Source organism: Streptomyces sp. NBC_00178 (assembly GCF_036206005.1).
Classification (GTDB): domain Bacteria; phylum Actinomycetota; class Actinomycetes; order Streptomycetales; family Streptomycetaceae; genus Streptomyces.
On sequence record NZ_CP108143.1, the window covers coordinates 1924627 to 1942517 of the forward strand.

At 74.3% G+C, this 17891-nt stretch carries 18 protein-coding genes; 8 read left to right on the forward strand and 10 right to left on the reverse strand.

The window, feature by feature from the left end:
- Positions 1-233 precede the first annotated feature (233 nt).
- Genes OHT61_RS08265 through OHT61_RS08295 form a run of 7 tightly spaced genes read left to right on the forward strand, consistent with a single transcriptional unit; the run spans position 234 to position 8062 of the window.
- Positions 234-1361 carry an ADP-ribosylglycohydrolase family protein gene (locus tag OHT61_RS08265; RefSeq protein WP_329036404.1) on the forward strand — a complete coding sequence of 376 codons (1128 nt, stop codon included), beginning with the start codon at positions 234-236 and terminating at the stop codon, positions 1359-1361.
- The gene (locus tag OHT61_RS08270; RefSeq protein ID WP_443049376.1) at positions 1358-2671 is read left to right on the forward strand and encodes an ADP-ribosylglycohydrolase family protein; all 1314 of its coding nucleotides are present in this window, start codon (positions 1358-1360) and stop codon (positions 2669-2671) included. Before OHT61_RS08265 ends, OHT61_RS08270 begins: the two co-directional genes overlap by 4 nt.
- Entirely contained in the window at positions 2616-3803 is a 1188-nt protein-coding gene (locus OHT61_RS08275) for an ADP-ribosylglycohydrolase family protein (RefSeq protein ID WP_329036406.1), read from the forward strand. The genes OHT61_RS08270 and OHT61_RS08275 overlap by 56 nt, the downstream gene beginning before the upstream one ends.
- Positions 3800-5167: an ADP-ribosylglycohydrolase family protein gene (locus OHT61_RS08280; RefSeq protein WP_329036408.1), complete on the forward strand. Its 1368-nt coding sequence runs from the start codon at positions 3800-3802 to the stop codon at positions 5165-5167. Before OHT61_RS08275 ends, OHT61_RS08280 begins: the two co-directional genes overlap by 4 nt.
- Entirely contained in the window at positions 5164-6048 is an 885-nt protein-coding gene (rbsK, locus tag OHT61_RS08285; protein WP_329036409.1) for a ribokinase, read from the forward strand. The genes OHT61_RS08280 and rbsK overlap by 4 nt, the downstream gene beginning before the upstream one ends.
- Positions 6045-7247: a CaiB/BaiF CoA transferase family protein gene (locus tag OHT61_RS08290; protein ID WP_329036410.1), complete on the forward strand. Its 1203-nt coding sequence runs from the start codon at positions 6045-6047 to the stop codon at positions 7245-7247. Before rbsK ends, OHT61_RS08290 begins: the two co-directional genes overlap by 4 nt.
- Entirely contained in the window at positions 7244-8062 is an 819-nt protein-coding gene (locus OHT61_RS08295; RefSeq protein ID WP_329036412.1) for an HpcH/HpaI aldolase/citrate lyase family protein, read from the forward strand. The genes OHT61_RS08290 and OHT61_RS08295 overlap by 4 nt, the downstream gene beginning before the upstream one ends.
- A 141-nt stretch (positions 8063-8203) precedes the next feature.
- On the opposite strand, the gene lgt is transcribed toward OHT61_RS08295, so the two are convergent.
- The 10 genes from lgt to hisI form a co-directional block, all read right to left on the reverse strand.
- Complete coding sequence (lgt, locus tag OHT61_RS08300) at positions 8204-9235, reverse strand: prolipoprotein diacylglyceryl transferase (RefSeq protein ID WP_329036413.1); 1032 nt, start codon at positions 9233-9235, stop codon at positions 8204-8206.
- Positions 9236-9356: 121 nt separating this feature from the next.
- Positions 9357-10178, reverse strand: a complete 822-nt coding sequence (locus tag OHT61_RS08305) for a DsbA family protein (RefSeq protein WP_329036414.1) — start codon at positions 10176-10178, stop codon at positions 9357-9359.
- A 75-nt stretch (positions 10179-10253) separates the two neighbouring features.
- Positions 10254-11066 carry a tryptophan synthase subunit alpha gene (trpA, locus tag OHT61_RS08310; RefSeq protein ID WP_329036415.1) on the reverse strand — a complete coding sequence of 271 codons (813 nt, stop codon included), beginning with the start codon at positions 11064-11066 and terminating at the stop codon, positions 10254-10256.
- Positions 11063-12343, reverse strand: coding sequence for a tryptophan synthase subunit beta (trpB, locus tag OHT61_RS08315; RefSeq protein ID WP_329036416.1), 1281 nt, complete (start codon positions 12341-12343; stop codon positions 11063-11065). The genes trpA and trpB overlap by 4 nt, the downstream gene beginning before the upstream one ends.
- Positions 12344-12703: 360 nt before the next feature.
- Positions 12704-13513, reverse strand: a complete 810-nt coding sequence (gene trpC / locus OHT61_RS08325; protein ID WP_329036417.1) for an indole-3-glycerol phosphate synthase TrpC — start codon at positions 13511-13513, stop codon at positions 12704-12706.
- A 114-nt stretch (positions 13514-13627) separates the two neighbouring features.
- Entirely contained in the window at positions 13628-14113 is a 486-nt protein-coding gene (locus OHT61_RS08330; protein WP_329036420.1) for a DUF2752 domain-containing protein, read from the reverse strand.
- A 136-nt stretch (positions 14114-14249) separates the two neighbouring features.
- Positions 14250-14501 carry an HGxxPAAW family protein gene (locus OHT61_RS08335; protein ID WP_329036422.1) on the reverse strand — a complete coding sequence of 84 codons (252 nt, stop codon included), beginning with the start codon at positions 14499-14501 and terminating at the stop codon, positions 14250-14252.
- Positions 14502-14596: 95 nt separating this feature from the next.
- Positions 14597-15256: a TIGR02234 family membrane protein gene (locus tag OHT61_RS08340; RefSeq protein WP_329036424.1), complete on the reverse strand. Its 660-nt coding sequence runs from the start codon at positions 15254-15256 to the stop codon at positions 14597-14599.
- A gap of 14 nt (positions 15257-15270) precedes the next feature.
- Positions 15271-16761 (reverse strand): anthranilate synthase component I, encoded by a 1491-nt coding sequence (locus OHT61_RS08345; RefSeq protein WP_329036426.1) that lies wholly within the window; start codon positions 16759-16761, stop codon positions 15271-15273.
- Between the two features lie 11 nt (positions 16762-16772).
- Positions 16773-17153 (reverse strand): phosphoribosyl-AMP cyclohydrolase, encoded by a 381-nt coding sequence (gene hisI / locus OHT61_RS08350; RefSeq protein ID WP_327119568.1) that lies wholly within the window; start codon positions 17151-17153, stop codon positions 16773-16775.
- Positions 17154-17237: 84 nt separating this feature from the next.
- Here hisI and OHT61_RS08355 point away from each other — a divergent pair, with 84 nt between their 5' ends.
- Complete coding sequence (locus tag OHT61_RS08355) at positions 17238-17870, forward strand: TIGR03085 family metal-binding protein (protein WP_329036428.1); 633 nt, start codon at positions 17238-17240, stop codon at positions 17868-17870.
- The last annotated feature ends 21 nt before the right edge of the window (positions 17871-17891 follow it).

Here is a 17891-nt window from a genome sequence, read left to right on the forward strand (position 1 = left end):
ATACTCGAAAGTACGCACGAAAAAGGCCTCCCGCCAGCAAGGAAGGCCGAACTTACCTGCTCCGGGAGCGTCACCCGGGCGGCCGATTTATCCGCGGTGAACGCCTCTCTTCCGCCCCCGCGTGGAATCCCCTCCTATCCGGGTCCATCCGTATCCGGGTCCATCCGGTTCGTCCGGTGGCTCCGGTGCGGGTGACGGGTGCGTGTGACGGATGCGAGCGAAGGGGCGAGACGATGGAGCTGACGGCGGACGGCCCGACGGCGGGCAGGGGCGACCGGGCGCGGGGGGCGCTGCTGGGGCTCGCGGTCGGTGACGCGCTCGGCGCCCCGGCGGAGAACCTGCGGCCGTCCGAGATCCGTCGGCGCTGGGGCCGCATCGAGGGCTTCGTCAGCGACGACCCGGCCGGCACCGACGACACCGAGTACGCGATCTTCTCCGGGCTGCTGCTGGCCCGGCACGGCTCCGCGCTGACCGTCTCGCACGTCGAGCGGGCGTGGCACCACTGGATCGCCGATCTGGACGAGGGCCCCTTCCGGGGCGCGGGATTCAGCGAGCGCGGCACGCTGGAGAACCTCCGCAGGGGGCTCGCCGCGCCGATCTCGGCGCAGCACCGGCACGCCTGGAGCGACGGTCTCGCCATGCGGGCGGCGCCCTTCGGGGTCTTCGCGGCGGGGCGGCCGGCGGAGGCCGCCCGCCTGGTGGCGGTGGACGGCCGGGTCAGCCATGACGGCGAGGGCATCTACGGCGGCCAGGCGGTCGCGGCCGGGGTGGCGGCCGCCATGGTCGGGGCCGGCCTCGCGTCGGTGATCGCCGCCGCGCTCTCCGTCGTGCCGATGGACTCCTGGACCGCCCGTTCGCTGCGCCGCGCGGTCACCGCCGCGCAGCGCCCGTATCCGGACCGGCTGACCGGGGAGCGGGCCGTGCGCTCCGCCGTGGTGATCGGCGGATACCCGTGGACGGATCTGGCGCCGGAGGCGGTGGGACTCGCCTTCGGGGCGTTCACGGCGGCGCGCGGCGACTTCCGCGAGGCGGTGCTCATGGCCGTGAACATGGGCCGGGACGCCGACACGACGGCGGCCGTCGCGGGGGCGCTGGCCGGGGCGCTGCAGGGGGCGTCGGCGATCCCCCGCGCGTGGGCGTCGGCGATCGGGCCGGTCCGGGGCAGTTGCCTGCCGTCGATGCGGGGCTACCACGTGCTGGACATCGCGGAGCTGCTGACGCCGGACGACGCCGAGGACGCCCCGGGGGGCCGGGGGGCACCGCCCGCCCCGGACCGGGAGCACGCCTTCACCGCACCGCCCGGCGGGCCCTCTCCGCTTCCGGCCGTCTCCGGGGCCCGTACCCGGCGGGCCGGCCGGTGACCGCCGGGTACCGGCCCGCGCCCGGGAGCGCGTCCCCCGCCGCCGGCGAACCGGCGGCCCCGCACGTCGCCATCCGCATCACCGCCGAACCCGCCGCCGGCCCGGCCCCGGACACCGCCGGCCGGCGGGCGAGGATCGAGGGCCTGCTGCTCGGCCTGGCGGCCGGGGACGCGGCCGGCTGGCCCGCGGCGCGGCACCGGGCCGCGCGCATGCCGGAGTGGACCCGGCGCCTCACGCGGGAACTGGACACCTTCGCGGAGCAGAACGCGACCACGACGCTCCCCGTCCCCATCGCCCTCAACCAGCCGCCCGAGCCACTGCGGCTCGGGCCGTCCGACGACGCCGAGTGGGCCGCGTTCGCGGCCCGGACCGTGCTGGCCGCGGCGGCCGACCACGCGCCCGGCCTCTCCCCCGGCAGGCGGATGCGGGACGCGATCGACCGGTCGTGGAACGCGCTGGCCGCGAAGGTGGCCGCCGCGAGCGCCCGCGCGCCCGAGGTCGAGGCCGCCGTGCTCCCGCTGCGGGCCCGGATCTCGGTGCGGGCCGGGCTGGGCAATCTGGCCGCCGGGCTGCGGCCGCCCGCCACCGGCCACGACAACCCGCACTACTTCGACGACGCCGCCTGCGTACGGGCCGCGGTGCTCGCGACCGTGCATCCCGGCGACCCGTCGGCGGCGGCGGACCTCGCCGAGTTCGACGCCCGCTACACCCAGGACGGTGACGGGGTGCACGGCGCGCGGGCGGTCGCCGCCGCGATCGCCGTGGCGCTCGCGGGGGCGGACGTCGACGCGGTGGTCGACGCGGCGCTCGAACAGCTGCCCGACGGCACGGAGATCGCCCGCAACGCCGTCCACGCCGTGCGGCTGGCCCGGGAGTTCGCCGGTGAGGCGGCGGGGGCCTTCGCGCTCGTCCCGGTGCTGGAGCATCAGATCGTGGACCACGTCTACAGCTACGGGATCGCCGCCGCCGAGACCGTGCCGGTCGCCCTGGCCCTGACGGCCGCGGCGCGGGGTGAGATCGCGCAGGCCGTCCCGGCGGCGGCCTGCCTGTCCCGGGTCGCGGATTCGGCGCCCGCCCTCGCGGGGGCGCTGACCGGCGCGCTGGGCGGGATCGGCGCGGTGCCGGCGGGCTGGCGGGAGGCCTGCCGCACGCTCGCCGGGTGCGCCCTTCCGCGCCTGGCCGGGACCGATCTGATCGAACTCGCCGGGCTGCTGGCAGCCACGGAACCGGTCACCCCGGGTGGACAATTCCGGCATGGCACACAAAACGACACAAGCGACCTTGGCCGTCACGGCCCTCACCCTGGATGAGCGCATCACCGGAGCCCTCGTCGGCGCGGCCGTCGGCGACGCCCTCGGCGGCCCCGTCGAGGGCTGGACTCCCGAGCAGATCGCCGAGCGTCACGGCGGCCGGGTGAGCGGTGTCGTCGGCCCCTGGTACGGCGACGACTGGCGCACCGCACGACCCATCGCCCCGTACCACAAGGGCGACGGGCACGTCACCGACGACACCCTGATGACCCATGCGCTGGTGCGGGTGTACGAGACGGTCCGCGGCCACCTCGACGCGTACGCCGTCGCCGACCACCTCGTGCCGGACCTGATGTCGCGGCCCCGCTGGATCCCCGAACTGGAGGCGGAAGCCCTCCCGCTGCAGCGGATCTTCCTCGCCGAGAAGTGGATCGTCACACGGCTGCACTACGGCCACGCCGACCCCCGCGAGGCCGGTTCGGGCAACATCGTCAACTGCGGGGCGGCGATGTACATGGCGCCGGTCGGCCTGGTGAACGCCGCCCACCCGGAGGCCGCGTACGCGGAGGCGCTCGACGTCGCGGGAGCCCACCAGTCCTCGTACGGGCGGGAGGCCGCCGGGGTCCTGGCCGCCGCCGTCGCGGCCGCCTGCGCCCCGGGCGCCACGCCGGAGTCGGTCGTCGAGGCGGCGCTGGCGCTCGCCAAGGACGGCACCCGCTCGGCGATCGAGGCCGTGTGCGAAGCCGCCGCCGGACACACGGACTTCGAGTCGGCGCTGGCCCCGCTGCGCGCCGCCGTCGCACCGTTCGACACGGTGGGCCCGCACTACCGCGACCCCTCCCTCGGGGCCCGCAGGCCCTCCCGGCTGCACTCCATCGAGGAGCTGCCGGTCGCGCTCGGCATGCTGCTCGTCGGCGGGGGCGACTACCGCCGCACGGTGCTGGGGTCGGTCAACTACGGCCGCGACTGCGACTCGATCGCCACGATGAGCGGCGCCCTGGCGGGGGCGCTCCACGGCGAGCAGGGCATTCCCGTCGACTGGGTGAAGACGGTCTCCGAGGCCAGCCGCCTCGATCTGCACGCTCCCGCCCGTGCCCTCGCGGAGGTCGCCCGCGAGGTCTTCGCACGGGACACCGCACGGCGCCGGGCCCACGAGGCGGCGTTCGCCGTGCTGGCGGGCGGCGACCGGTGAGCGTGCGCCTGACCTGGGTCCAGCCCGAGGACCTGGTGGGCCACGAGCTGCGCCAGGCCGCGCAGGACGGCCGGGACGCCGGGGACATCGCGAAGAGGTGGTACGCGGCGGGCGGGTCCCCGGCCCCCGAGCGGGCGGGTGCCTCCGCACCGCACGCGCCCCCCGGACTGCGCCCGCTCGCCGGGGAACTCCTGGACGAACTCGCCCGGCTGGACTGCCCGTCGGCCCGGGACGAGCCGACGGAGCTGTCGGCGATCAGGGACGCGTGCCCCCGCTGGCCGGCCCTCCGGGCGGGCACGGTGGACCCGGGACCCGACCGCCTCCACGCCGCCTGGCTGGGCCGGGCCGCCGGCTGTCTGCTCGGGAAGCCCGTGGAGAAGCTCCCGCTGGAGGGCATCCGGGCCATCGGCCGCGCCACCGGGAACTGGCCGCTCGCCACCTGGTTCACCGCCCGGGGGCTGCCCGCCGGCCTCGCCGCCGCGTACCCGTGGAACCGGCGTTCCGCGCCCACCTCCCTCGCCGAGAACATCGACGGCATGCCGGAGGACGACGACCTCAACTTCCCCCTGCTGGCCCTGCTGTTGGTCCAGCGCCACGGCCCGGGCTTCACCACGGACGACGTCGCCCGCCTCTGGCTCGCCGAGCTGCCCGCCGGACGCGTCTTCACCGCCGAACGCGTCGCCTACCGCAACCTCCTCGACGGCGTCGAGCCACCGGACACCGCACGCCACCGCAACCCCTTCCGGGAGTGGATCGGCGCCCAGATCCGGGCGGACGTGCACGGCTGGACGCACCCCGGCGACCCGGCCGCGGCCGCCGGGCAGGCACACCGGGACGCGGTGCTGACGCACACCGCGAACGGGGTCTACGGCGCGATGTTCACCGCCGCCGCGCTCGCCGAGGCGGCGGGCGGCGAGACGGACGTGCACGGCTGCCTCGCGGCGGGACTCCGCGTGGTCCCGCCGCGTTCCCGCTACGCCGCGGCCGTCCGGCTCGGTATCGGCGCGGCCCGCGAGGAGCAGGACTTCGACGCGGTCGTGGACCGCCTGCACGCCGCGTTCGACGCCACGCACCACTGGGTGCACGTCCTGCCCAACGCGGCACTGCTCGCCGCCGCCCTCACACACGCGGACGGCGACTTCACCGGTTCCGTCTGCCGCGCGGTGTCCGGCGGCTGGGACACCGACTCGAACGGCGCGACCGCCGGATCGCTCGCGGGCCTGCTCGCCGGCCGCCCCGACGCACTGCCCGACCGGTGGACCGCACCGCTCAAGAACAGGCTCACCACATCCGTCGCCGGCTTCGGCTCCATCGGCTTCGACACCCTCGCGGAACTGACCTACCAGGAGGTACGCCGCCCATGACAGCGATCGCGGTGCTCGGCAGCACCAACATGGACCTCGTCGCCTACGTCGCCCGGGCGCCCGTGCCCGGGGAGACCGTCACCGGACGCGAGTTCCGGACCGTACCCGGCGGCAAGGGCGCCAACCAGGCCGTCGCGGCGGCCCGCGCGGGAGGTGACGTCGTGATGATGGGCGCGGTCGGCACGGACGAGTACGGCTCGCGGCTGCGGACGAATCTGGAACACGCGGGTGTGGACACCGACCTCCTGCACACCGCCGCGGGCCCCAGCGGCACCGCCCACATCGTCGTCGACGACGAGGGGGCCAACTCGATCGTGGTCGTCCCCGGCGCGAACGCCACCGTGATCACGCTGGGCGCGGGCGAGGAGGCCGCCATCGCCGCAGCCGGCCTGCTGCTCCTCCAGCTGGAACTCCCGCTCGCCGTGGTGACCGAGGCGGCGCGTACGGCGAGGGCACGGGGCGTGCACACGATCCTCACACCGTCGCCCGTACAGCCGCTGCCGCCCGAACTCCTCGACGCTGTCGACCTGTTGGTCCCCAACGAGCACGAGGCCGAAGCGCTCACCGGGTACGCGGACCCGCACGCGGCGGCGCAGATCCTGCTCCGGCAGGTCCCGGAGGTCGTGATCACGCTCGGCCGCAAGGGCTGTCTGTACGCGGCCCGCGGCGGCGAACCCGTACTGCTCCCGGCGCCCGAGGTCACCGCCGTCGACACGACGGGCGCCGGGGACACCTTCGTCGGCACGCTGGCCGTGGCCCTCGGCGAGGGCAGGTCCGTGCCCGAGGCGCTGGCCTGGGCGTCCTCGGCCGCGGCACTGTGCGTACAGCGGGCGGGCGCCTCGACGTCGATGCCGTTCCGCAGCGAGATCGATGCCGTATGACCGGCCCCGGAACGACTCCGCCGCTCACCGGCCTGCGGGTCCTGGACCTCGCCACGCTCTTCGCCGGGCCTCTCGCGGCCACGATGCTCGGGGACTTCGGGGCCGAGGTCATCAAGGTCGAGCACCCCCGCAAGCCCGACCCCTCTCGCGGCCACGGGCCCTCGAAGGACGGCATCGGGCTCTGGTGGAAGCTGCTCGGCCGCAACAAGCGCACGCTGACCCTGGACCTGTCCAGCCCCGGTGGCCGGGACGTCCTGCTGCGGCTGGCGGCGGACACCGACGTGATCATCGAGAACTTCCGCCCCGGGACGCTGGAGCGCTGGGGACTCGGCTGGGAGGAGCTGAGCGCCGTCAACCCGCGCCTGGTCCTCACCCGGGTCACCGGATTCGGCCAGACGGGCCCCCACGCGCACCGGCCCGGTTTCGGCACGCTCGCCGAGGCGATGAGCGGCTTCGCCGCCGTCACCGGCGAACCGGACGGTCCGCCCACCCTGCCGCCGTTCGGGCTCGCCGACTCGATCGCCGCGCTCGCCACGGCGTACGCGGTGATGACGGCGCTGGCCGGACGCGACCGCACCGGCGGCGGACAGGTGGTGGACATGGCGATCATCGAGCCGATCCTCACCGTGCTGGGCCCGCAGCCGCTCTGGTACGACCAGCTCGGCTACGTCCAGCCGCGCACCGGCAACCGCTCCCGCAACAACGCCCCGCGCAACACCTACCGCACCTCCGACGGGCACTGGGTCGCCGTCTCGACGTCCGCCCAGTCCGTCGCGGAACGCGTCATGCGCCTGGTGGGACGCCCCGAGCTGATCGACGAACCGTGGTTCGGTGCCGGCAGCTCCCGCGCCGAACACGCCGACGAACTCGACGAGGCCGTGGGGCACTGGATCGCCCGGCGCACCCGGGAGGAGGCCGTGGACGCGTTCGAGAAGGCCGAGGCCGCCATCGCGCCGATCCAGGACGTACGGGACGTGATGGAGGACCCGCAGTACCGGGCACTGGGCTCGATCGTCGAGGTCGACGACCCGGAGCTGGGGCCGCTGCGGATGCAGAACGTGCTGTTCCGGCTGTCGGAGACCCCCGGGGCGATCCGCTGGGCGGGCCGGCCGCACGGGGCGGACACGGAGGAGATCCTGACGGCGCTCGGGCTCTCCGCGCCGAGGATCGCCGAACTCCGGGAGGAGGGTGCGCTGTGAACGGGGCGGCGGTGGCACTGACCTGGCTGTACGTCCCCGGGGACAAGCCCGCCGTGGTCCGCAAGGCCCTCGGTTCGGGCGCGGACGTGGTCATCGTCGACCTGGAGGACGCCGTCGCGCCCGACCGCAAGGAGTACGCCCGGTCGGCGACGGCGGAGCTGCTCTCCGACCCTCCGGCGCCCGGCCCGTCGGTGGCCCCGGTCCACGTCCGGGTCCACGGCGAGGGGGACGTCAAGGCCCTGGCGCGGCTGCCCGGGCTGTCGGGGATGCGCCTTCCCAAGATCACCCATGCGGCGTCGGTGCACCACGTGGCGGCCCTGGCCCCGGGGGTCCCGCTGTATCCGCTGCTGGAGTCGGCGCTGGCCATCGAGCACGCGTACTCGATCGCCGGGGCCCATCACGACGTGCGGGGGATCGCGCTGGGCGAGGCGGACCTGCGGGCGGATCTGGGGGTGCGGGACGACGCCGGACTCGACTGGTCGCGCGGTCGTGTCGTGATCGCGGCACGGGCGGCCGGTCTGGCCCCGCCCGTCATGTCGGTGTTCCCCGACGTCCGGGACCTGTCCGGGCTGCGGTCGTCCTGCGCCCACGGGCGGGGCCTCGGCCTGCTGGGCCGGGCGGCGATCCATCCGCGGCAGCTTCCGGTCATCGAGCGGGCGTTCCGCCCGACATCGCGTGAGGTCGAGGCCGCGGAGCAGGTCGTGGAGGCGTCCCGCACCCAGGAGGGCGCCCAGGCCCTGCCGGACGGGAGGTTCGTGGACGCCGCGGTGGTGGCGAGCGCGCAGCGCACGCTCGCCCTCGCCCGGCGCCGCTGAGACGCCGGGCGGGGCGGACCCGCCGGGGCACGTCCCCGGGGCGGCGTCGTCCAGCCGCCCGGCGTCACGGACGGCCGGGGGTGACATGAAGGGGCCGTCCGGCCCCTGCGGGTCGGACGGCCCCTTCACACGTCGCCGGTGTCAGCTCCGGTCGGCCTTCTGCGGGGCGGCTCCGTCGCCCTCCGGCTCCTGCGCACCGTCGGCGGAGGCGTCCGGGGCGTCCTCGGACGGTGTGTTCTCCTGCGAGGCGGAGTCGTCCGAGGAGGCGTCCTTCGGGGCGGTGCCCTCGGCGGGGACGTCGTCCGGGGAGGCGTCGTCCGAGGACGCCTCGCCGGGTCCGGTCTTCGCGCCGTCCTTCGTCAGGTCGGGCTCGACGATCTCCTCGCGGCCCGGGCGCACCCTCAGGGAGATCACGATGTACGTGACCGCCAGCGCGAACACGATGATCGCGGTCCACACGTTGAGCCGGAGGCCCAGCACGTGGTGCGCCTCGTCGACGCGCAGGTACTCGATCCACCCGCGGCCCACGCAGTACGCCGCGACGTAGAGCGCGAACGCCCGGCCGTGGCCCAGCTTGAAGCGGCGGTCGGCCCAGATCACCAGGAGTGCGACACCGATGCACCACAGGGACTCGTAGAGGAACGTCGGGTGGTAGGTGCCCTCGACCCGGTTCGTGCCCTCGCTGATCTTGAGCGCCCACGGCAGGTCCGTCGGCTTGCCGTAGAGCTCCTGGTTGAACCAGTTGCCCCAGCGGCCGATCGCCTGGGCGAAGGCGATCCCGGGCGCCAGCGCGTCGGCCCACGCCGGGAGCGGGATGCCGCGGCGGCGGCAGCCGATCCAGGCGCCGACCGCGCCGAGCGCGATCGCGCCCCAGATGCCCAGGCCGCCCTCCCAGATCTTGAAGGCGTCCACCCAGTCCTCACCGTCGCTGAAGTACAGCTGGTAGTCGGTGATGACGTGGTAGAGCCTGCCGCCGACGAGGCCGAAGGGCACGGCCCAGACGGCGATGTCGGCCACGGTGCCGGCTTTGCCGCCCCTGGCGATCCAGCGCTTGTTGCCGAACCAGACGGCGACGAAGACACCGATGATGATGCAGAACGCGTAGCCGCGGAGCGGGATCGGGCCGAGCTCGATCACCCCGGTCGACGGGCTGGGAATGAAGGCAGAGTTCATGACGGGGTCGACGCTACCCTGCCGGACGGGACGTACGGCAAGCCGTCGGACAACTTCTGGGTAACGAGGCCCGGCGGGACACGCCCTCCGCCGGGCCGGAACAGCACCTCAGGGACGGCGCTCAGGACGACGAGGGCGTCGCCCCGACCGTGCCGGGCTTCTTGCCCTTGTTGGCCTCGGCCACCCACTTCTTGATGTTGGCGTCGGAGATCTGCTCGTTCCCCTTCTTCGGGAAGATCGACTCGCCGTTGAGGAGCGCCGTCGGCGTGCCCTCGAAGCCGCCCTCGGTGAACGCCTTGTTCGACTTCTCGACCCAGCTGTCGTGGGTGCCGTCCTCCACACAGCTGCGGAAGGCGGGCGTGTCGAGGCCCTTCACCGAACCGGCCAGCTCGATCAGCCTGCTGTTCTTGGCGAAGGCGTCGTCGGTCTCCGCCGGCTGGTTGCGGTAGAGGACGTCGTGGTACGCGGCGAACTTGCCGGCGTCCTGCGCGCAGGCGGCCGCGTTGGCCGCGCGCAGGGAGCCGCTGCCGCCGAGGTTGCCGTCGATGATCGTGGCCAGGTGGTACTGCACCTTGAGCTGTCCGCTCTCCGCCAGCTCGGTGATGGTGCCGCGGAAGGCGTTCTCGAACTGGGCGCAGACCGGGCAGCGGAAGTCCTCCCAGATCGTGAGCGTGGACGGGGCGTCGTCGGCTCCGACCTGGAGGGCCAGCCCGTCCTCCCCCATCGCCCCGGACGGGGTGACGGCGGGCCCCGCCTCGGAGTCCTGGTCGTCCTTGCCCGCGTTGGCGGCGATCAGGCCGATCACGGCGGCCAGCGCCAGCACCCCCACCACCGCCGTGGAGACGATCAGCGTGCGGCGGCGGCGCTCCCGCGCCCGGTCCTGCTCGCGCTGCTGGACGAGCCGGTCGCGCGCGGTCCTGTTTCGGTCTTGGTTCTCGCTCACACCGCGCAAACGAACCGGGGAGGCACGTCAGCGCCTCCCCGGTCCCAGGTCCACCCATACGGATGACGGGCGATGTCAGCGCTTTCGAACGCCTTCGGCCAGTTCGGCCGCCAGCGCCCGTACCGCTTCGAGGCCCGCGGCCTCGTCGGGTGCGTCGAGCATCCGCTTCACGAAGGCCGAGCCGACGATCACCCCGTCGGCGAAGGCCGCGACCTGCTGCGCGTGCTCGGCCGTGGACACGCCGATGCCGACGCAGACCGGTAGGGAGCTGGTGGCGCGGGTGCGCCGCACCAGGTCCTGGGCCTGCTCGCCGACGGATTCACGGGTGCCGGTGACGCCCATCAGCGAGGCGGCGTACACGAAGCCGGAGCCGGCGGCCGTGATGGTCGCGAGGCGCGCGTCCTTGCTGCTCGGCGCGACGACGAACACGGTGGCGAGGTCGTGTTTGTCGGCGTGCTCGCGCCACAGCGCGGACTCCTGGACCGGGAGGTCGGGCAGGATGCACCCGGCGCCGCCCGCGTCGGCCAGTTCGGCGGTGAAGCGCTCCACGCCGTACCGGTCGATCGGGTTCCAGTACGTCATCACGAGGATCGGTGCGCCCGTCGCCTCGTGGGTCTCGCGGACCGTGCGCATGATGTCGGCGATCTTGACGCCACCGCGCAGGGCGATGTCGTCGGCGGTCTGGATGACCGGGCCGTCGAGCACCGGGTCGCTGTGCGGGAGGCCCACCTCGATGATGTCGGCGCCGCCGGAGACGGCGGCCTTCACGGCCTCGATGCCGCCGTCGACGGTCGGGAACCCGCCGGGCAGGTAGGCGATCAGGGCCGCCCGGTCCTCGGACTCGGCCTGGGCCAGTTTCGCTTCGAGGAGCTCTCGGTTGCCGCTCACTTGGTGACCTCCACCTCTCCGTCGGCCACGTCGGCCTCGACGACCGCGTCGGCGCCGTCGTACAGGCCGAAGTAGCGCGCGGCCGTGTCCATGTCCTTGTCGCCGCGGCCGGACAGGTTGATCAGGATCAGTCCGTCCTCACCGAGCTCGCGCCCGACCTCCAGGGCACCGGCCAGCGCGTGCGCGCTCTCGATGGCCGGGATGATCCCCTCGGTGCGGGACAGCAGGCGCAGCGCCTGCATGGCGGCGTCGTCGGTGACCGCGCGGTACTCGCCGCGGCCGACGTCCTTGAGGTAGGCGTGCTCGGGTCCGATGCCCGGGTAGTCGAGGCCGGCCGAGATCGAGTAGGGCTCGGTGATCTGGCCCTCCTCGTCCTGGAGGACGTACGACCGTGAGCCGTGCAGGATGCCCGGCTCGCCCGCGGTCAGGGTCGCCGCGTGCTCGCCGGTCTCCACGCCGTGCCCGGCGGGTTCGCAGCCGATCAGCCGGACCTCGGAGTCCGGGATGAAGGCGTGGAAGAGGCCGATGGCGTTGGACCCGCCGCCGACGCACGCGACCGCGGCGTCGGGCAGCCGGCCCGCGCGCTCCAGGATCTGGCGCCGGGCCTCGACGCCGATGACCCGGTGGAAGTCGCGGACCATCGCCGGGAAGGGGTGCGGCCCGGCGACCGTGCCGAAGAGGTAGTGGGTGCGGTCCACGTTGGCGACCCAGTCGCGGAACGCCTCGTTGATGGCGTCCTTCAGGGTCCGGGAGCCGGACTTCACGGCCACGACCTCGGCGCCGAGCATCCGCATGCGCGCCACGTTCAGCGCCTGCCGCTCGGTGTCGATCTCGCCCATGTAGATGGTGCACTCGAGGCCGAAGAGCGCGCAGGCGGTCGCGGTGGCGACCCCGTGCTGACCGGCCCCGGTCTCCGCGATGATGCGCGTCTTGCCCATGCGCTTGGTGAGGAGCGCCTGGCCCAGCACGTTGTTGATCTTGTGCGAACCGGTGTGGTTGAGGTCCTCGCGCTTGAGGAAGACGCGGGCTCCCCCGGCGTGCTCGGCGAAGCGCGTGACCTCGGTCAGTGCGCTGGGCCGGCCGGTGTAGTCGGCCATGAGCGCGTTGAGCTCGGCGGCGAAGGCCGGGTCGGCCTTGGCCTTGTCGTACTCGACGGCGACCTCGTCCACGGCGGCGACCAGCGCCTCCGGGATGAACTTGCCACCGAACGCGCCGAAATACCCCTCGGCGCTGGGGATCAGACCCTCGGGGTCCGGAATGAAGAAGTCGGACGACATGCGACGTGCTCCTCGACTTGCGACGGGTGGGTTCACCGTATGCGCCGTGGGCGAGGCGCCCCGCAGGCCGGTGGACGGCCGGCGGGGTGTGTCGTGCGGATCCCGCGCGGGGCGGGGATACGACGGCCGGGGCTCGCTACTGCGCGGACCCCGTGCGCCATCGCATGCCGTTGACCTGTCCGGGCTCGTCCCCGATGACGTACCGCACGCGCCGTCCGTGCACCCGCCGGGCGGGGGCGCGGCAGCCACGCGGCCGGCAGCCGCGCGCCAGCGGCGCGTGCGGGTCCCGGGTGCTCGCCCCGGCGGGGCGCAGGCCCGGCCGGACGCGGGCGGCGGGACGGTCGGCGGGCACGGGTCGGGTCAGCTCCGCCCGTGCCGCAGGGCGGGGTGCGCTCCGGCGGCGACCAGGTCGGCGACGGCCGCCCGCGGGTCGCGGCCGGTGACCAGGGACTCGCCGACGAGCACCGCGTCCGCGCCGGAGTTGGCGTAGGCGATGAGGTCGTGCGGGCCGCGGACACCGGACTCGGCGACCTTGACGATGTGGTCGGGGATCTCCGGGGCGACGCGCTCGAAGGTGGAGCGGTCGACCTTGAGGTCCTTCAGGTTGCGGGCGTTGACGCCGATGATCTTCGCCCCGGCGTCCACGGCACGCTCCGCCTCCTCCTCGTCGTGCGCCTCGACGAGCGGCGTCAGGCCGATCGACTCGGCGCGCTCGATGAGCGAGACGAGGGCCTCCTGGTCCAGGGCGGCGACGATCAGCAGGGCGAGGTCGGCGCCGTAGGCCCGCGCCTCCCACAGCTGGTACGAGGTGACGATGAAGTCCTTGCGCAGGACCGGGATGTCGACCTTGGCCCGGACCGCCTCCAGGTCGGCGAGCGAACCGCCGAAGCGGCGCTGCTCGGTGAGGACCGAGATGACGGACGCGCCGCCGGCCTCGTAGTCCGCGGCGAGCGCGGCCGGGTCGGCGATGGCGGCAAGGGCTCCCTTGGAGGGGCTGGAGCGCTTGACCTCGCAGATGACGGTCACGCCCTCGCCGCGCAGGGCGGCGACTCCGTCCTTGGCCCGGGGAGCGCGCGCGGCGCGTTCCTTGAGCTCGTCGAGGCTGACGCGCGCCTGCCGCTCCGCGAGGTCCGCGCGGACGCCGTCGATGATCTCGTCGAGCACACTCACGCGAGCGGCCCCCTTCCGAAGCGGTGATGAGGAACAGGATCAGCCATGTCGATGGTATCCGCAGGAGGCCGCAGAGCCCGCATCCGGCGGCCGTGCGTCCCACCGACTGGGCACTCAGGGGGCCAGTGCCGCACCGAACGGAAGGTTGCGGATCACGGTGAAGACCAGCAGCAGCGCGCCGGCGCCCCACCACCAGGCCGGCGCCACGGACGGCCGCGGGGGCAGGCCCCGGCTCACGCGGACGGTCCAGGTCAGCCAGACCACGGCGAACACGGCGTAACCGACGACGGCCAGGGCGTTGGAGCCCAGGGCGGCCGGGATGTCCCCGTGGGCGAACGCGTGGGCGCTGCGGAGGCCGCCGCACCCGGGGCAGAACACCCCGGTGAACCGCAGGAGGGGGCAGACCGGGTAGTGGCCCGGTTCGTTGGGGTCGACGGCCGCGACGTAGCCGAAGGCGGCGACGACGGCGGCCATGACCCCGACGGGGGCGGCCAGCCGCCGCGGCCGGGAGGCCGGGGCGGGAGCGTGCGGCAGGCCCGGTCCGGGCGCCCGGGGTACGGGGGCCGGGTCGGGGGCGGCGGAAGAGGCTGAGGCGTCCACGCGGTGATTCTCCCCGCAGACGCGGAGAGACGCAGCCCGGTCCGGGCCGCGTCTCTCCGTGTCGTGTCCGTCCCCCGGGACGTCGCTCGAGGGGTGTCCAGTGATCCGTGGCCCGCCAGGGGCGACGGGACGGCCCTCAGGCCGTGATCTGGGCCCGCGCGGCACGGTCCCGGGCGGCGGCCATCTCGGCCGACTCCTTCGGCATGCCGAGACCGGCGGTCTTCATCGCGAGACCGACGATCCCGCCGAGGGCCACGACCCCGATGCCGGCCCAGAAGCCGACCGGCTCGGCCGCCACCATGAAGACGCCTGCGATGCAGAAGCCGATGAAGCAGATGATGGCACCTGTCCAGGCGGCCGGGGTGTGTCCGTGGCTGCTGCCCGCCATGAGTTGCTCCTTGTTGATGTCGCTCTGAGGATGACGCTGTCGAAAAAGCTCTCCGCCATTGTCCCGTACGCGCGGAGTGACGTGAGGCTCGGGGGTCACGCCTCGCGCGTCGGGTCCTCGCCGCGGTCCAGGGCCTTCCACAGTTCCTCGGGACGGTCGGGGTCCGGGGCGGTGCGGGGGGCCTTGCGGGGGCGGGGGGTGCCGTCGCGCTCGTACCGCCCGGACATGGCCGGCCAGCCGCGGCCGAAGCGCAGGGCGAGCAGTCCGGCGAGGAGGATCAGCAGTCCGCCGGCCGCGGTGACGTAGGGCCAGGCGGTGTGGCTGAGCGCTTCGACCGTGGCCGCGGTGTCGCCGGTCGTCTGCGCGGCCTGCTCGTCCAGGGCTGCGCTGTCCGAAGCGCCCGCCCAGGCGCTCAGCCCGGCGCCGAGGCCGCTGAGCGCGAGCAGGCCGGCGACGAGGATCCTGCTGCCGCCGCGTACGGCGAAGACCGCGACCAGGGCGGCCAGACCGACGACCGCGAGGGCGGCGGGGAGGCCGGTGACGTCCTGGCCGTCGGCGCTGAGCGGCAGGATGCCGCCGCCGACGGCTGCCTGGCCCTCGGCCCAGGTCTGCCCGGAGGCGAGGAGGACGACGGTCGCGCCGGCGGCCCCGAGGAGCAGGCCGGCGCCGAGGCTCCGGCGGCTTCCCGCGCTGTCGGGCGCGGAGGCGGCTCGGGGACGGGGCTGGGGTACGGGGACGGCACTCACGGACTCCACTATCCCCTACCGGCTCAGTGGGCCCGGAGGCGGTTGGCCGTATGGACCGCCCGCAGGACCGCGGCGGCCTTGTTGCGGCACTCCGTGTCCTCGGCGACGGGATCGGAGTCGGCGACGATGCCCGCTCCGGCCTGCACGTAGGCGGTGCCGTCACGGAGCAGGGCGGTCCTGATGGCGATCGCGGTGTCGGAGTCCCCGGCGAAGTCGAGATATCCGACACATCCGCCGTAGAGGCCGCGGCGGCTCGGTTCCAGCTCCTCGATGATCTGCAGGGCGCGCGGCTTGGGGGCGCCGGAGAGGGTGCCGGCGGGGAAGCACGCGGTGAGCACGTCGAACGCGGTGCGGTCCTCGGCCACGCGCCCGGTGACGGTGGAGACGATGTGCATCACGTGCGAGTAGCGCTCGACCGACATGAAGTCGACGACCTCGACGCTGCCGGGTGCGCAGACCCGGCCCAGGTCGTTGCGGCCGAGGTCGACGAGCATCAGGTGCTCGGCGCGCTCCTTCGGGTCGGCGAGGAGTTCGTCGGCGAGGGCCTGGTCCTCGTGCGGGGTGGCGCCGCGGTGCCGGGTCCCGGCGATGGGGTGCACCATGGCCCGGCCGTCCTCGACCTTGACGAGCGCTTCGGGGCTGGAGCCGACGACGTCGAAGCCGTCGAAGCGGAAGAGGTACATGTACGGCGACGGGTTGGTCGCCCGCAGGACCCGGTAGACGTCCAGCGCGCTCGCGGTGCACGGGGTCTCGAAGCGCTGCGAGGGGACGACCTGGAAGGCCTCGCCCGCCCGGATGCGCTCCTTGATGTCGGCGACGGCGTCCTGGAACGCCTGGCCGCCCCAGAGCGCGGTGTACGGGGGGAGTTCCGAGGGCGGGAGGGCGGCGGGGGCGTTCTCCACGGGCCGCGACAGGTCCCGCTCCATGGCGTCGAGCCGGGCGACGGCGTCGGCGTACGCCTCGTCGACCCCGGTGTCCAGGTCGTTGTGGTTGATCGCGTTGGCGATCAGCAGCACCGTGCCGTTCACGTGGTCGAGGACGGCGAGGTCCGAGGTGAGCAGCATCGTGAGCTCGGGCAGCTTCAGGTCGTCGCCGCCGTGCTCGGTGATCCGCTCCAGCCGGCGTACGACGTCGTAGCCGAGGTAGCCGACCATGCCGCCGGTGAACGGCGGCAGGCCGTCGTCGACCAGGTCACGCGGGGTGTGCAGGGTCTCGATCGTGGCTCTCAGGGTCTCCAGCGGGTCGCCGTCGACGGGGACGCCGACGGGCGGCGTGCCGACCCAGCGGGCCCGTCCGTCGACGGCGGTCAGGGCGGCGGCGCTGCGTACCCCGATGAAGGAGTACCGGGACCAGGTGCGGCCGTTCTCCGCGGATTCGAGGAGGAACGTGCCGGTGCGCTCGGCCGCGAGCTTGCGGTACAGCCCGACCGGGGTGTCGCCGTCCGCCAGGAGCCGGCGGCTCACCGGGATGACGCGCCGGTCGACGGCGAGCTTGCGGAAGGTCTCAAGATCCATGGCGGCTGACCTTACCGGGGCCCGGTGAGCGGGAGGACGTCCTCGTCGAAGCAGGTGCGGGCGCCGGTGTGGCAGGCGGCGCCCGTCTGGTCGACCTTGACCAGCACGGTGTCGGCGTCGCAGTCGAGGGCGACGGATTTCACCCGTTGGACGTGGCCGGACGTGTCGCCCTTGACCCAGTACTCCTGGCGGCTGCGGGACCAGTAGGTGCAGCGGCCGGTGGTCAGGGTCCGGTGCAGGGCCTCGTCGTCCATCCAGCCGAGCATGAGCACCTCGCCGGTGTCGTACTGCTGTGCGATGGCCGGGACCAGGCCGTCGGGACCCCGCTTGAGGCGGGCGGCGACTGCCGGATCGAGGCTGCTTGCGGGTACGGGGCCGGGCGCGCTGGTCATGCGCCCCATTGTGCCGCGCCGGAGCGGGTGCCCGGCCGTGCGTCCACTGGGCGGACCCCGTGCGGCGGCCGTACGCTGGCGGGCATGTCGACCCATGCGAAGCGTGAACGTCTTCTGCTCGCCGACCTGTTGGAGGCGGCGGGCCCGGAGGCCCTGACCCTGTGCAACGGCTGGAAGACCCGGGACCTGGCCGCCCACGTCGTGGTGCGCGAACGCCGGGCGGACGCGGCGGGCGGAATCCTGCTCGGCGCCCTGAAGAACCGGCTGGAGCGGGTGCAGGCCGAGTTCGCCGCCAAGCCGTACGAGGAGCTGATCCAGCTCATCCGTACGGGGCCGCCGCGGATGTCGCCCTTCGGGCTGAAGCAGCTGGACGAGGCGGCCAACACGGTGGAGTTCTACATCCACGCGGAGGACGTGCGCCGGGCCCAGCCCGACTGGTCGCAGCGGGAACTGGACCCCGTCTTCGCCGACGTCCTGTGGTCGCGCACCGAGAAGACCGCCCGGATGATGGGCCGCCGGGCTCCGGTGGGCCTGGTGCTGCGGCGCCCGGACGGCCAGACGGTGGTGGCCCACAAGGGCACCCCGGTGGTGACGGTCACCGGGGAGCCGGGCGAGCTGCTGCTGTTCGCCGCGGGGCGCCAGGACGCCGCGCGGGTGGAGCTGGACGGGGACAAGGACGCCCTGGCCCGGCTGCACACGGCGGAGCTGGGCCTCTAGCCCGCGCGACCGGACGGCCAC

Bases quoted from the DNA above. Each gene is read 5' to 3' on its own strand.
- OHT61_RS08265 (WP_329036404.1), top strand. From the start codon at position 234: ATGGAGCTGACGGCGGACGGCCCGACGGCGGGCAGGGGCGACCGGGCG.
- OHT61_RS08275 (WP_329036406.1), top strand. From the start codon at position 2,616: ATGGCACACAAAACGACACAAGCGACCTTGGCCGTCACGGCCCTCACC.
- rbsK (WP_329036409.1), top strand. From the start codon at position 5,164: ATGACAGCGATCGCGGTGCTCGGCAGCACCAACATGGACCTCGTCGCC.
- OHT61_RS08290 (WP_329036410.1), top strand. From the start codon at position 6,045: ATGACCGGCCCCGGAACGACTCCGCCGCTCACCGGCCTGCGGGTCCTG.
- lgt (WP_329036413.1), bottom strand. From the start codon at position 9,235: ATGAACTCTGCCTTCATTCCCAGCCCGTCGACCGGGGTGATCGAGCTC.
- trpB (WP_329036416.1), bottom strand. From the start codon at position 12,343: ATGTCGTCCGACTTCTTCATTCCGGACCCCGAGGGTCTGATCCCCAGC.
- OHT61_RS08335 (WP_329036422.1), bottom strand. From the start codon at position 14,501: ATGGCGGGCAGCAGCCACGGACACACCCCGGCCGCCTGGACAGGTGCC.
- OHT61_RS08345 (WP_329036426.1), bottom strand. From the start codon at position 16,761: ATGGATCTTGAGACCTTCCGCAAGCTCGCCGTCGACCGGCGCGTCATC.
- hisI (WP_327119568.1), bottom strand. From the start codon at position 17,153: ATGACCAGCGCGCCCGGCCCCGTACCCGCAAGCAGCCTCGATCCGGCA.
- OHT61_RS08355 (WP_329036428.1), top strand. From the start codon at position 17,238: ATGTCGACCCATGCGAAGCGTGAACGTCTTCTGCTCGCCGACCTGTTG.